General features: G+C 39.5%; 13 protein-coding genes. 1 reads left to right on the forward strand and 12 read right to left on the reverse strand.

The genetic code is table 11. From position 1 onward, the window contains the following. Positions 1-24: 24 nt before the first annotated feature. From ILS93_RS22220 to nuoA, 12 genes are all read right to left on the reverse strand, one after another. A complete protein-coding gene (locus ILS93_RS22220) occupies positions 25-261 on the reverse strand; it encodes a DUF1146 family protein (RefSeq protein WP_000940744.1) in 237 nt (78 codons plus the stop codon). 212 nt (positions 262-473) lie between these two features. Beyond that, entirely contained in the window at positions 474-1988 is a 1515-nt protein-coding gene (gene nuoN, locus ILS93_RS22225) for an NADH-quinone oxidoreductase subunit NuoN (protein ID WP_323135203.1), read from the reverse strand. Positions 1989-1995: 7 nt separating this feature from the next. Beyond that, positions 1996-3498 (reverse strand): NADH-quinone oxidoreductase subunit M, encoded by a 1503-nt coding sequence (locus ILS93_RS22230; protein WP_222661280.1) that lies wholly within the window; start codon positions 3496-3498, stop codon positions 1996-1998. After that, positions 3495-5357 carry an NADH-quinone oxidoreductase subunit L gene (gene nuoL / locus ILS93_RS22235; RefSeq protein ID WP_149173781.1) on the reverse strand — a complete coding sequence of 621 codons (1863 nt, stop codon included), beginning with the start codon at positions 5355-5357 and terminating at the stop codon, positions 3495-3497. Before nuoL ends, ILS93_RS22230 begins: the two co-directional genes overlap by 4 nt. Before the next feature lie 29 nt (positions 5358-5386). Continuing rightward, the gene (gene nuoK, locus ILS93_RS22240; protein WP_222661282.1) at positions 5387-5701 is read right to left on the reverse strand and encodes an NADH-quinone oxidoreductase subunit NuoK; all 315 of its coding nucleotides are present in this window, start codon (positions 5699-5701) and stop codon (positions 5387-5389) included. Further along, a complete protein-coding gene (locus ILS93_RS22245; protein WP_064476115.1) occupies positions 5694-6218 on the reverse strand; it encodes an NADH-quinone oxidoreductase subunit J in 525 nt (174 codons plus the stop codon). The genes nuoK and ILS93_RS22245 overlap by 8 nt, the downstream gene beginning before the upstream one ends. Next, on the reverse strand, positions 6215-6634 hold the full coding sequence (gene nuoI / locus ILS93_RS22250) for an NADH-quinone oxidoreductase subunit NuoI (protein WP_000677191.1): 420 nt from the start codon (positions 6632-6634) through the stop codon (positions 6215-6217). The genes ILS93_RS22245 and nuoI overlap by 4 nt, the downstream gene beginning before the upstream one ends. Before the next feature lie 25 nt (positions 6635-6659). Further along, positions 6660-7661 (reverse strand): NADH-quinone oxidoreductase subunit NuoH, encoded by a 1002-nt coding sequence (gene nuoH / locus ILS93_RS22255; RefSeq protein WP_000573437.1) that lies wholly within the window; start codon positions 7659-7661, stop codon positions 6660-6662. Next, positions 7661-8761: an NADH-quinone oxidoreductase subunit NuoD gene (gene nuoD / locus ILS93_RS22260; protein ID WP_098101694.1), complete on the reverse strand. Its 1101-nt coding sequence runs from the start codon at positions 8759-8761 to the stop codon at positions 7661-7663. Before nuoD ends, nuoH begins: the two co-directional genes overlap by 1 nt. A gap of 3 nt (positions 8762-8764) precedes the next feature. After that, complete coding sequence (locus ILS93_RS22265; RefSeq protein WP_222661283.1) at positions 8765-10030, reverse strand: NADH-quinone oxidoreductase subunit C; 1266 nt, start codon at positions 10028-10030, stop codon at positions 8765-8767. After that, entirely contained in the window at positions 10027-10545 is a 519-nt protein-coding gene (gene nuoB, locus ILS93_RS22270) for an NADH-quinone oxidoreductase subunit NuoB (protein WP_000236331.1), read from the reverse strand. The genes ILS93_RS22265 and nuoB overlap by 4 nt, the downstream gene beginning before the upstream one ends. Next, complete coding sequence (gene nuoA / locus ILS93_RS22275) at positions 10536-10904, reverse strand: NADH-quinone oxidoreductase subunit NuoA (protein ID WP_000179273.1); 369 nt, start codon at positions 10902-10904, stop codon at positions 10536-10538. Before nuoA ends, nuoB begins: the two co-directional genes overlap by 10 nt. Positions 10905-11193: 289 nt before the next feature. Here nuoA and ILS93_RS22280 point away from each other — a divergent pair, with 289 nt between their 5' ends. Beyond that, complete coding sequence (locus tag ILS93_RS22280; RefSeq protein ID WP_222661285.1) at positions 11194-13923, forward strand: putative bifunctional diguanylate cyclase/phosphodiesterase; 2730 nt, start codon at positions 11194-11196, stop codon at positions 13921-13923. Positions 13924-13937 lie beyond the last annotated feature (14 nt).

The raw sequence follows: 13937 nt of genomic DNA on the forward strand, positions 1-13937 counted from the left end.
ACGGAGATATGAGGTTCTATACACTTACTTTACTAAATACGTTAAACTCTTTGAATAGCCTAAATAATCAAGGAAAAAGTTACTTACAGATGTCCCAATTGCAATTGTAATTAGGATGAGTAACACTCGCGTCTGCATCACCTTTCCAGACTTCATTAAACGCTCAATGTGAACACCTTGTAAGGCCCACCATGTAATGGTAATAAACAATAAATGCGAAACAATGGCAATCAGTGCTTGTTGCCCTAAAAGATGTGCCAAAAAATCGACCCCTTTTTACCCAGCTACTACTTACGAAATACTATAAAAACGATACCATAATAAGTAGGAGCCACACTTTTTCAAATACAAATAAGCATCTTACATTTCACATCATAATTTGCTCTCAAAAAACATATACCTACATGCATTTTCAATTGTAATTCACACAAAATAAAAAGCGCAGAGTAACAACTCCACACCTTTTATTTTCACTATTGTACCACGTTCCCTAAGAAGAAGAAATCCTTCATTAATGGAAAATATTCATAAAAGAAATTGTATCCAATCATCGGCATAATCCCTAGTATTACAATCGCAATTGCACAAAGGCTCATAACAACCTTTATATTCAATGGCAAACGAATTTTCTCTTCCACTTCTCCCGTCCGGAAAAACATTTGCTGTAAAATACGGAAATAATATACGAATGAGATGACTGTCGTCCCCATCATAATAGAAGCTAGTACGTAATGAGCTGGCTCTACATGCAGTGCACCTAAAAAGATGTTAATTTTCCCGATGAAACCAGCTGTTCCTGGTATCCCGGCCAACGATAATATAAAAATCGTCATCACTATCGCTGTAAATGGCGACCGCTTATATAATCCGGTGAAAATGGTAATGTTTTCTTTGTCGCTTTGTAAGATTAAGCCGTGGATAATTGCAAACGCGCCTATATTCATAAGCATATACGCAAGCATGTAAAACCACATGCTATCCATCGTAAATGGTGATAATGCTACAAGCGGAACGAGTAAATACCCCGCATGTGCGATTCCCGAATAGGCAAATAGACGTTTTACGTTATATTGCTTTAACGCTACTACGTTTCCAATAATCATCGTAATACTCGCTAGTACTACAATGTATATGCTCATACGTCCGTATAAAGATTGCATGTCTCCTTGCACCGATACACTTGCAAAAACCATGAGAAACAGACGAGTAATTAGTAAGAACCCTGCAATTTTAGAAATCGTCCCGAGAAAAGCAGTAACAGGCGTAGCCGCTCCCTCATACACATCTGGTGCCCACATATGAAACGGTACTGTCGCAATTTTAAATGAGAGTCCAACGAGCAGGAGTAGAAATGCGAGAGCTAACAATAACTGAATACCACCAGCAAGCTCCCCTGTGAATACTTTTTGCATATCCACGATATTAGTTGATCCTGTAATACCGTATAAATAACTCATTCCAAAGAGCGTAATTGCCGTTCCAATTCCTCCATTAATGACATATTTCATGGCCGCCTCGTTTGATGCACGGTTCTTTTTTCGTATTCCTACTAAAATATATGAAGAAAGTGAAAGCAATTCTAAACCGATGAAAAGTGTAATGAAGTCGACACTAGAAGCCATAAACATAGCCCCAAGAAGTGCCATTAAAAATAAGTAATAATATTCTCCCTTATCTTCAATTGGATTCTTCTTATCATCGCTCATTGCGGTGCATAAGATGAGGGCCGCTCCGCCTAACAACAACGTTTTGAACCCTTTTGAAAACCCATCTAACACAAACGATCCGTTTAAAATATCTCCTGTCGGTTCACCATATAGCGTAATTAATGAGACAATTGCTAATATGACGGCTGCGATTGCACTAAGCGCTACATATCTATGGTTCAACTTAAAAAACAAATCACATATGGAAAGAAGGATGGCAGCTCCAAGAATAATGAATTCTGGCACCATGAGATGCCATGATAAGCTAAGTAACGTATTCATATCCATCCTACTTCACCCCCAATGTTTTCAATGTATTTTGAAGCGGATCCCCTAGTATTTCTGGCATTACTCCAATTGCAATAATGCAGAAGATAAGTAGCAATATAGGGACATACTCCCATCCGTGTATATCAGCTTTCGCCTCCCACTCTTTCTTACCAAATGTTACTTGAAGTGTCGCTCTCAATACGTATACAGCGGTTAAAATGATGCCAAGTACACCGACTGTAGCAATGATTGGCTCCCCTTGGAATAAACCGAGAAAGGCAAGAAACTCGCTAACAAATCCAGACATTCCTGGTAATCCAAGCGATGCCATTCCTCCTGCTAAGAAGAATCCGCTAAGTACTGGGACACTTTTTGCGAGTCCGCCAAGCGCTGTAATATCCGACGTTCCAAAGCGCTGTTCTATAACGCCCAGTAAGAAGAAGAGTAAGGCTGCAATTAAACCGTGAGAGACAACTTGGAATAGTGCCCCTTGTGTACCTGGTGCATTTAACGCCGCAAGGCCCATTAATACAATGCCCATATGCGAAATACTAGAGTAAGCAAGTACCTTCCGGAAGTCCGTTTGGATGAGTGCTAAGAAGGCTCCGTACAATAAATTAATGACTCCTAAAATCGCAATGAGCGTTGCAAACTCGCGAAAGTATTCCGGGAATAGCCCCTTTCCGAAACGAATCATACCGTATGCCCCAATCTTCAGTAAAACGCCCGCATGAAGCATAACTACAGCCGGATGCGCTTCAATATGCACATTGACCATCCAGCGATGTAACGGGAAAACGGGTAGTTTAATCGCAAAAGCAATCATTATGGCAAGAAACAAGCCGAACTGTAAACTACTTGAGACAGCCATTCCTCCCCCAGCACCTACACTCGTTAATATTTCTTTAAGCTCTGTAATATTTGTTGTACCTGTTTTCGCAAATAAAACCGAGAAAACGATGAGCAAAATGGCGGAGCCAATACCGTTATATATTAAATAACTATAAGCAGCTTTTTCACTCGACAATTTCCCCCACTTCCCAATTAATAAAAACATTGGTGGCAACGTAATTTCAAAGAAGATAAAGAACAACATTAAATTTTGAGCAGCGAAGACGCCGAGCATCCCTATTTCTAACATGAGTAGCAGCATATAAAAGGCTTTCAAGTTTCTTTTAATAGTAAATGCCGCAATTGCTGCAAACATCGCTAGAAGGGCTGTCAGCACCATCATAACGAGCGATAAACCATCAATGCCGAGCTCGTAATAAATGGAAAACCATCTTTTATCCACCGCTGCAAGATCCCCAAATTTAATCCATTTCACTTTTTCATCAAATAGCGATAAACTCTTTCCAGAAGCATATGTACAAGCGAGAACGATAGCGATTCCAAATGGAAGCGCCGTTCCAAATAAACCAAGCGCTCGCACTGTACGCGATTCTTTTTTCGGTGTTAATACAAGTAAGAGAATTCCTAAAAGCGGGGAAAAAATGAAGAACGTTAATAACAAATCATTCATCGTAAATCCCCTCCCGTATAGAGCAAAATAATGACGAGTACTGCAAGCGAAACAACTGTTACAGTGCCGTACACTTGTACATTTCCGTTTTGGAGTCTAGAACCGAGTCCGCTTATCCCTTTAATTAGACTCCCTATTAAAATGGCAATTCCTTCGACTACATACACCTCAAATAAGCGAAGCACATGGGCGACTCCCTTCGTAATAGGGAGCACCGTCATATTGTATAGTTCATCCACATAATATTTTTCTTTCAAAAGGTTATAAAGAGGTGTTCCATCACCACCAGCCCAATCTCTAGAAATAGATTTCTTGCCATATATGAAATATGCAAGAGCAATCCCAGCAAATGAAACGATAGTCGCTACGATCATAATCCAAACTGGTCCGTGTGCCTCTCGCGTTTTAAATGCTACATCTTTCGTAAGCCAATCCCCGAGGAATGTCCCAAACCATGGTGTATTCATATAACCCGCCACTACCGCGAGAACGCCAAGGACGATCATCGGATACGTCATAATGCGGGGCGATTCCTGCACATCTCCCTTCGTCTTGGCTTCCCCAGTAAAGACAAGGAAGTATAGCCGGAACATGTAGAATGCTGTTAAGAACGCTGCAATTACTGCTAATATGAATAAAACGTAATTGCCATTCATCCAAGTCACCGCTAAAATTTCATCTTTACTAAAGAAACCTGAAAGGAGCGGAACCCCACTAATTGCAAGTGTACCGATTAAAAATAGTGCACCCGTTACTTTCATCTTCTTCTGTAAACCACCCATTTTATTAATGTCTTGCGTATGCACTGCATGAATGACACTTCCTGCCGCCAAAAATAGTAGCGCTTTAAAAAAGGCGTGTGTCGTTAAATGGAAAACACCAGCTACATAACCGGCAGATCCTAACGCAAGCATCATATACCCAAGCTGGCTCACTGTAGAATAAGCAAGCACTCTCTTTATATCCGTTTGTACAAGACCTATGGAAGCCGCAAAGATTGCAGTGAAGGCTCCAACGATTGCCACCGTCTGCATCGCCACCGCACTTGCTGAAAATAGCGGGAACATCGTCGCCACTAAATATACGCCAGCTGCGACCATCGTCGCCGCATGAATAAGTGCCGAAACAGGCGTCGGCCCTTCCATCGCATCTGGTAACCACGTATGAAGCGGGAACTGACCTGACTTCCCCATCGCACCGATAAAAATTAATATCGCTGTTATTGTAATCATCGTAGGGGTAAGATCCCCCGTATGAATCGCCCTAAATATTGCGTCATATTCAAAACTACCTGCATGCCAGAAAATTAAGATCATCCCAATAAATAAACCGACATCTCCAATACGAGTCATAATAAAAGCCTTTTTCGCAGCAGCCTTCGCTTCTTCTTTAAAGAAATAAAAACCGATGAGTAAAAATGAACCAAGGCCGACTAACTCCCAAAATATATAAAGCTGTAATAAATTCGGGGATATAACGAGCCCGAGCATCGCAAATGTAAAGAGCCCTAAATAGGCATAAAAGGTTGGTAATCTTTCCTCACCTTTCATATAACCTTTCGAATACACATGTACAAGTAAACTCACAAGTGTAACGATAAACAGCATTAAAGCCCCTAATGCAGTCACTTCAAAGCCAAATGATATATCAATATCTCCCGTTCTAAGCCATACCCACTTATGCTTCACGCTTGCTTCTGAAAATCTTTCTATTAATACAAGTACCGCAAATATAAAGGAGAGAAAGACGAGGAAAATACTAAGTACACTGCTTCCTTCTCTAATTTTCTTCCCGAATATAAGTAATAAAAAAAACGAAACAAGTGGGAAAAGCGGTATGAGCCATGCATAATCGATCATTGTTTCCTTCCCCCTTTTCGGTCACAATGTTATCCTTTGAGCGTATCCATTTCATCTACATGAACCGTCGTACGATTACGATACAAAGCAATTAAAATGGCGAGTCCTACCGCCGCCTCCGCTGCTGCTACAGCCATCGTAAATAGAGAGAAAATTTGCCCTGTTAAATTTGGGAACAAACCTAATTTACTAAACGCTACTAAATTCAAATTGGCCGCGTTAAGCATTAATTCAATACAAACTAATACAATCACTGTATTTCGCTTCGTTAAAGCTCCAAACAAACCGATGCAAAACAAAATAATCGCAAGCGTTAAATATGCAGAAACTGGAACGCTACTCATTGGAATCCTCCTCTTTCTCATCCTTCTTCGCAAGTATAATCGCGCCAACAAGTGCTACAAGTAAAATAACTGAGGTTAACTCAAATGGAATAATATATTTCGAATAGAGAAGTGTACCGATTTGAAGTGTGTTTTTTTCATGGAGAGGTAAACTTCCTTGTGTGCTTTCATTTGCAAAATCAATATTGTTAACAGCGAAATACATAACTGCCCCAAATGCTACAACCGCAAAGAAGATAATCCATTTTCGAAGAGTAAGACGCGATTCATTTTCTGCGTTATGTTGTGTTAACATAATGCCAAAAATCATAATAATTGTGATCGCACCGGAGTAAAGTAAAATTTGTGCAACTCCGATAAATTCGGCCGATAAAAGAAAGTACAAACCTGCGATACTAAGAAATGTCAGAACGAGAGCTAGCATCATATGCATGACTTTCGTTAAGTTCAACATAAGAATACCGCCGATAATTGCAGACAAGGATAGTATGAAGAATGCTACAAACTCGCCATTCATGCTTTATTCTCCTTCCTGACGTTTTCGTCGTTTTCGTCAAGCCACTGCAAATTTTTAAATAAATCATCACGTGAATATTCCGCGAGTTCAAAGTTATTTGTCATAACAATCGCCTCTGTCGGACAAACTTCTGTACATAAATCACACAGAATACAAATTTCAAAATTAATGTCGTACGTGTCGATAATTTTTCCTTTTTTCGTAGGATCCGGATGTTTTTTTCCCGTTAACTGAATACAGTCTGTCGGACAAATGTTGGAGCACTGATTACAAACAATACACTTTTCCGGATAAAACTTTTGAATACCTCGAAAGCGGTCCGGCAGCGGCAACGGTTGATTCGGATAATCATAAGTCACCTTCTTCTTACTCAAATTGCTTAATGTATATTTTAATCCTTTAAATAGTCCTTTCATCTCTTACTGGCACCCCCCTCATAGATTAGAAGAACAACTCCTTAATCAATGCCGTTAAGAAAATATTTGCAAGTGCAATTGGCAATAATACTTTCCAGCCAAACTCCATTAACTGGTCACCTCTTATACGCGGGAACGTAACGCGGAACCAAATTAATAGAAAGACTACACTGCTAAATTTCAAAGCAAACCATACAGCTCCTGGGATAAATCCAAGGAACATAACTGGATTCCATCCGCCTAAAAAGAGCACTGTAATTAAAGATGCCATTCCGAAGAAATATACGTACTCTGAAAGCATGAAAAACGCCCATCGAAACCCTGAGTATTCCGTATGATATCCAGAAACAAGTTCCGATTCTGCTTCTGGTAAATCAAACGGCGTCCTATTTAACTCTGCTACCGCCGCGATTAAGAAAACGACGAAACCGATTGGCTGCACGAAAATGTACCAAACATTCTCCTGCGCCGCTACAATTTCATTTAAATTCAGGCTACCAGCTAACAAAACGACGCCAATTACACTCATTACGAGCGGAATTTCATAAGAAATCATTTGCGCCGCCGCACGCATCCCTCCTAAAAGGGAATATTTATTATTTGATGCCCATCCTCCAGTTACGACACCAATCGTCGTAATGCCAGAAACAGCAATGTAATACAGTAAGCCTACGCCAATATCCGCGAACTGAAATTTATCAGTAAACGGGATGACTGCAAGCACCATAAATGCCGGTGCGAATGCAATAACAGGTGCTAATATAAACAACGGTTTATCTGCCGCTTTCGGAATACTATCTTCTTTCAGTAATAGTTTTAAAACATCAGCTACCGTTTGTAGTAAGCCGAACCGGCCCCCAACTTGGTTTGGGCCAATCCGCCCTTGCATAAAACCCATCACTTTCCGTTCTGCCAAAATACCATATGTAACGAAGCCAAGGACTGCAAATAATAGAAGCACCGCTAATCCGAAAAAAATGAAGAAATTCGTCCAGCTTGAAGGTGATTGTAAGAGCGTTTCAATCATTAGCCATCAACCTCCCCAAGTACAATATCAACTCCACCTAAAATCGTAATTAAATTGGCGATGTTTTCACCTTTCAATAACTTCGGTAAAATTTGCAAATTGTAAAAAGACGGCCTGCGAAACTTCAAGCGGTACGGCTCTTTCTTTCCATCACTAGCAATATAGCAACCAATCTCTCCTCGCGGCGATTCTATACGGACGAACGCTTCCCCTTTAGGCGCCTTAATGATTTTCGGTACTTTTGCTAGCACAGCTCCGTCTTTTGGAAACTGCTGGACAGCTTGCTCAACAATTTTTAATGACTCCTCAATCTCTTGCATGCGGCAAACGTAACGATCCCAAGCATCTCCCACACTCCCAACAGGAATATCGAAATCAAAACGATCATAAATGGAGTACGGTTCATCCTTGCGAAGATCCCAGTTTACTCCGGTACACCGCAAATTCGCTCCGCTTAAAGAATACGAAATCGCTTCTTCCGCGTTATATATACCAACGCCTTTTACACGATTTAAGAAAATCTCATTACCGCTAACGAGATCATGATAACCTGCTAATTGCTCTCTCATATACGGAACAAACTCTTCCACTTTTTCAATCCAACCGTCCGGCGCATCCCACTTTACACCCCCGACTCTCATATAGTTAAAAGTAAGCCGGGCACCGCATAATTCGTTTAATAAATTTATAATCATCTCTCGTTCACGAAACGCGTACAAAAACGGGCTGACCGCTCCTATATCAAGAAGATTTGTCCCCCACCAAACGAGGTGGCTTGCAATCCTTCCAAGCTCCATTGCAAGCACTCGTAAGTATTCGGCCCGCTCCGGGATTTCAAGCCCCATCATCGTCTCTACAGCATGGCAAATGACGTAATTATTCGTCATGGCCGATAAATAGTCCATTCGATCTGTATAAGGGATAATTTGTGTATACTGTAAGCTCTCGGCAATCTTTTCGGTCCCGCGATGCAAATATCCAATAACTGGTGTAGCTTCTTTAATAATTTCCCCGTCAATCTTAATAACAAGCCTGAATACACCATGCGTACTCGGATGCTGAGGCCCTACATTCAAAAGCATTTCTTCCGTACGGATCATAAGCTACACCTCCACATCATACGGTTCATAATCTTTCCTAAGCGGATACCCTATCCAATCATCCGGCATTAAAATACGTGATAAATTCGGATGTCCCTTAAATACAATGCCGAGCAAATCATATGCTTCTCGCTCTGGCCAGTCCGCTCCTTTCCAAAGCGCTGTCACCGATTCTACTTGCGGCTCTTCCCTATCCAGCTTTACCTTCACCGCTACTGACTGTTTCTTTCCATATGAAAATAAATGAACATATACTTCCATATGTGTCACAAAATCCGTCGCATGTAGCTCTGACATATAATCAAAAGCAAGTCCCTCATGGAATCGCAGTAACTCCATTACTTCATAATATTTTGAGGGCTCCGCCACAAGAGTTGGTACATCTTTTGAAAGTTTATTAATATAGGAATCTACTAATGTATCCTCTCCTATTCTCCCCTTAATAACTTCAACATACTGATTTAAATACGGCTGATTCACGGATGACTCTTCCTGCTTCGGCTCCTCTTCCACTTTACCTTCAGCGCCCTTTGTCTTCGCCCTTGCTGCCGCAGCCGCTTTCGCCTTCGCTGCTGCAATTGCCTTCGCCTTTTCATCTCCCGATTCCCCATCACCTTGCGAGGCCTTCTGCTTCGCTAGAGCCGCTGCCTTTGCCTTTGCTGCTGCCACGGCCTTTGCTTTCGCCTTAGCCTTGTCCTCTTCCGTTACTTCTTCGGTTCCTTCTCTTTTCTGCTTCGCTAATGCCGCTGCTTTTGCTTTTGCCGCGGCTGCTGCCTTCGCTTTCGCTTTCGCCTTTTCTTCTTCCGGTATTTCTTCTATTCCTTCTCTTTTTTGCTTCGCTAACGCTGCCGCTTTTGCTTTTGCCGCGGCTGCTGCCTTCGCTTTCGCTTTCGCCTTTTCTTCTTCCGGTATTTCTTCTATTCCTTCTCTTTTTTGCTTCGCTAACGCTGCCGCTTTTGCTTTTGCCGCGGCTGCTGCCTTCGCCTTCGCTTTGGCCTTTTCCTCTCCCGTTACCTCTTCTGTTCCTTCTCTTTTCTGCTTCGCTAATGCTGCCGCTTTTGCTTTTGCGGCCGCTGCTGTACGTCGTTTTGCTTCTTCCACAGTCATACCATCATTTTTTGGTAGCGCTTTCTCTTTTTCTTGATCTTCTTCCTCAAGTTTCCTTATTTCCGCATCATGTTTCACAACGAGACGCTTTCTCGCCTCTTCTTTCGCACGCCTTGCCGCTTCTCTTTTCAAATCCTCTAGGTCTTTATTTGGATCACTCATTTATTCGTCACCTGCTTTCCTGTCTTTGCCTCGTAACGAATTTTTTCTTTCAATTTATTAATTCCATAAATTAAAGCGGCGGGATTTGGTGGGCAGCCAGGAATATACACGTCAACTGGTACAATTTGATCCACACCTTTCACAACAGCATATGAATTTACATATGGGCCACCTGCTGTCGCACAAGATCCCATTGCAATCACCCACTTTGGTTCAGGCATTTGATCGTATAAGCGCCGAACAATAGGAGCCATCTTCTTCGTTACCGTTCCCGACACAATCATAACGTCCGATTGCCTTGGTGAAGTCCGAAAAAATGACCCAAATCGATCTAAATCGTAATGTGATGAACCTACTCCCATCATTTCAATTGCACAGCATGCTAGTCCGAATGTCATCGGCCATAAAGAATTGCTCCGTGCCCATCCTTTCAACTGCTCCAATGTAGAAAAAAAGATATTTCGTTCTAATTCCGCTCGTTCATTTGGATGTAATTCCTCAAAATTTATAACCATTGTAACACCTTCTTTTTCCAAGCATACGCTAATCCAACTAGCAACATTACAACAAAGATGAGCATTTCAATCAGTGCAAATAAACCGAGCTTGTCATATGCAACAGCCCATGGATATAAAAATAAAGTTTCTACATCAAAGATGACAAACAATAAAGCAAAAATATAATAACGAGCATGAAACCTAATATTTGCATCATGAAAAGGCTCAATCCCACTCTCATACGTCGTCGCTTTCGCTGCACTTGGTTTGTTTGGACGCAGCATCCTTCCTAATGTAAGAGCCACTACCGGCAGCAATATACCTAATAGCAAGAAAATCAAAACGATCATATAACTATTTTCATATACACTTGCCATTGTGAAACCCTCCCCCCTGAATTAAGAACAAGTTCACTTAGTAAACAATATGTCCTAGTTGCAGTAATTATTATTTTTAAATTTTTCTAAATAATGCAACTATTTTAATCATTATAGCAAACTTCAAATTCCTATGTCGATATGTTGGGGACAGAAACGAGAATTATTAAAATCTATTTTTATAACTCGCTATACCTGTGCAAAATAAGTATAGAAATTATATATGTTTTTCAAGAAACAATAAAAAATAAAAAGAGGAATTTATATGTATATACCGTGGGTGAGATAAATGAAAAAACAAACACATGTAAGTATTCTTATAAGCATTATATTGTTGTCTATAGCGATTCATTACGTGGCAATGCCTTTTCTATATGAATACTCATTTCCTTTTCAAATATTAATTGGAATGAGTACCTTATTCATTGATATTATCGCTTGTAGTTATATACTTTATTTTTCAAATAGGAAAGAAGGGTTACCTCGTTTATTTTGGACCATATTATGTGTTGGAACCCTCTCTTATTTCATTGGTGATTTAGTCGTTGCCTATCAACGTTTAATTTTAAAGGATTACTATACATTCGTTGATCCGTCTGACTTTTTTTACCTACTTTTTTTAATTAGCTTTGCATTTGCCTTTCTATATGAAATCATCTATAATCGCGATTTATTAGAAAAGCTTTTTATGATATGTGATATTTGTATTATTGTTACAGCCCAATTTACTTTAAGTTACTACTTACTTATTGAACGAACCATTCACATTTCTTCAACATCCTATATCGACATATTTGTTCAACTTACCTATCCAATGGCCGATTTGCTCTTTTTTCTCATAGGAATCAATCTGTTATTCAAGCCATTATCCTTATTATCAAAAAAAGTTGGTGCGCTTCTTGGCATTGCTTTAATTTTGTATGCTACTACAGATGCGATTTATGCTTATATCAAATACTTCACACCAGAGTATTCTATGTTTACAGTTACTCCTCTCTATCAAGTAACTTTAGTACTAGTAGCAATTGCCTGTATTCTGCATACAAAAGAACCTGAAAAACAAGAGCAAGTACTATTAACCCCTAAACTTGGGGAATCAATCAGATTATCATTACCTTATATTTCTGTAGTAATGCTTATTGTTTTTATATTAGTTGAATATGTTTTTGCACCGATTGTAGTAATCGGGCTTATAATAACTTTCTCCTTCGTTCTCATACGCCATAGTTTAGTTCGAAGACAAAATAAAATATTATTACTAGCCCAAATGCAATTCAACTCGGAACTCGAAAAACAAATTGAACTACGTACAGAAGATTTAGTAGAACAAAAAAATGAACTATATCATAACCAACAGATGTTTAAATCTTTATATGAGCATCATCCAGATCCAATCTTCACCTTAGATTTGTACGGTAATTTTCTCAAAGTGAATAACGCTGGTACTACTTTGCTCGGTTATCAAACGAATGAATTATTAAATCAACCTTACTATTCACTTACGTATGAAGAAGATTTGGAAGAAATCATTAATGCCTTTCATAGCGTAAAAAAGGGGAAATCTATTTCTTTAGAAATACGGGCATATCATAAAAATAGAGATATTTACTACTTGCATGTTACAGCTGTTCCTATCTTTTTAAAGAATCATATTTCTGGGGTTTATTTAATGATTAAAGATATTACGGAAAGCAAACAACAACAAGAACAAATTAATTTTCTGGCATACCATGATACTTTAACAGAGCTTGCAAATCGCCGTTCATTTCATCAATATGTAGAACAAGCAATTGCTCGATCCGAAATATCAAAAAGGCCTTTTGCTGTTATGTTTCTCGACCTAGACCGCTTTAAGGTTATTAATGATACCCTCGGTCATAGGGTAGGAGACCTTCTATTAATTGCAGTAGCAAAAAGACTCGAAAGACTATCGACACCAAGTATGAAGCTTGCCCGGCTAGCTGGAGATGAGTTCACAATCCTTATCGAAAATTATAAAAAAAGACCCGATGTAAAAAAAATGGCTGATACGATTGTAGCAGCCATGAACGAACCATTCGAAATCGAAAATCAACATTTACAAATCTCACCGAGCATCGGGATTGCAATATATCCTGAAGCAGGTGAAGATCCATTGTCTATTTTACAGCATGCTGATATGGCCATGTACGAAGCAAAGAACAAAGGAAAAAACGGTAGCTCTCTGTACACGAAAGAATTGTATAAAAAAATGGAACGAAAAGCTCGAATTGAAAAAGATTTACCACTCGCTTTAGTAAACGAAGAGTTTTATCTCGTCTATCAACCACAAGTTGATATTACGACGAAAAAGATTATTGGTGCTGAAGCATTAATACGTTGGAAACACCCACTCCTAGGTGACATTCCGCCATGTGAGTTCATTCCAATTGTAGAAGAGACGCCACAAGTCGTTCCACTCGGTCATTGGGTATTAAAAGAATCCTGTCGCCAGTTAAAAATATGGCATACTTTCGGCTACACAGATTTAAAAATAAGTGTGAACTTATCCGCAAAAGAGTTCCAGCAAGAGAATTTAATCAAGAACATTTCACAAATACTAACAGACATTAAAGTCGATCCAAAGCATGTAATACTTGAGTTAACAGAACGCATTGCAATGATTGATGAAAAAGAAACATTATCAAGACTAAAACAATTAAAGGAATATGGTATTCAAACGTCCATTGATGACTTCGGTACCGGCTATTCTTCTCTCGCTTACTTATCAATTTTCCCTATCGATACATTAAAAGTACCGAGAGAATTTACACAACTAGCCGATCATCGACCTGAGGAAAGAGCTATCGTTTCCACTATCCTTTCCCTTGCAAATACTTTAAACCTTTCTGTCGTTGCTGAAGGAATTGAAACAGAAAAACAACTTAAGTTTCTACAAAAGAACAACTGTAAATATATGCAAGGCTACTATTTCAGTAAACCACTTACGAGTCATCAATTAATAAAATTTCTACAAAAAACACCCAGTATGAACCAATAGCTCATACTGGGTGT

The sequence above is a fragment of the Bacillus sp. 16GRE42 genome (assembly GCF_019837435.1).
GTDB lineage: Bacteria > Bacillota > Bacilli > Bacillales > Bacillaceae_G > Bacillus_A > Bacillus_A wiedmannii.

What these genes read in the sequence shown, in the direction of transcription:
- nuoN (WP_323135203.1), bottom strand. Translation starts at nt 1,988, where the DNA reads ATGAATACGTTACTTAGCTTATCATGGCATCTCATGGTGCCAGAATTC.
- ILS93_RS22230 (WP_222661280.1), bottom strand. Translation starts at nt 3,498, where the DNA reads ATGAATGATTTGTTATTAACGTTCTTCATTTTTTCCCCGCTTTTAGGA.
- nuoL (WP_149173781.1), bottom strand. Translation starts at nt 5,357, where the DNA reads ATGATCGATTATGCATGGCTCATACCGCTTTTCCCACTTGTTTCGTTT.
- nuoK (WP_222661282.1), bottom strand. Translation starts at nt 5,701, where the DNA reads ATGAGTAGCGTTCCAGTTTCTGCATATTTAACGCTTGCGATTATTTTG.
- ILS93_RS22245 (WP_064476115.1), bottom strand. Translation starts at nt 6,218, where the DNA reads ATGAATGGCGAGTTTGTAGCATTCTTCATACTATCCTTGTCTGCAATT.
- nuoI (WP_000677191.1), bottom strand. Translation starts at nt 6,634, where the DNA reads ATGAAAGGACTATTTAAAGGATTAAAATATACATTAAGCAATTTGAGT.
- nuoH (WP_000573437.1), bottom strand. Translation starts at nt 7,661, where the DNA reads ATGATTGAAACGCTCTTACAATCACCTTCAAGCTGGACGAATTTCTTC.
- nuoD (WP_098101694.1), bottom strand. Translation starts at nt 8,761, where the DNA reads ATGATCCGTACGGAAGAAATGCTTTTGAATGTAGGGCCTCAGCATCCG.
- ILS93_RS22265 (WP_222661283.1), bottom strand. Translation starts at nt 10,030, where the DNA reads ATGAGTGATCCAAATAAAGACCTAGAGGATTTGAAAAGAGAAGCGGCA.
- nuoB (WP_000236331.1), bottom strand. Translation starts at nt 10,545, where the DNA reads ATGGTTATAAATTTTGAGGAATTACATCCAAATGAACGAGCGGAATTA.
- nuoA (WP_000179273.1), bottom strand. Translation starts at nt 10,904, where the DNA reads ATGGCAAGTGTATATGAAAATAGTTATATGATCGTTTTGATTTTCTTG.
- ILS93_RS22280 (WP_222661285.1), top strand. Translation starts at nt 11,194, where the DNA reads ATGAAAAAACAAACACATGTAAGTATTCTTATAAGCATTATATTGTTG.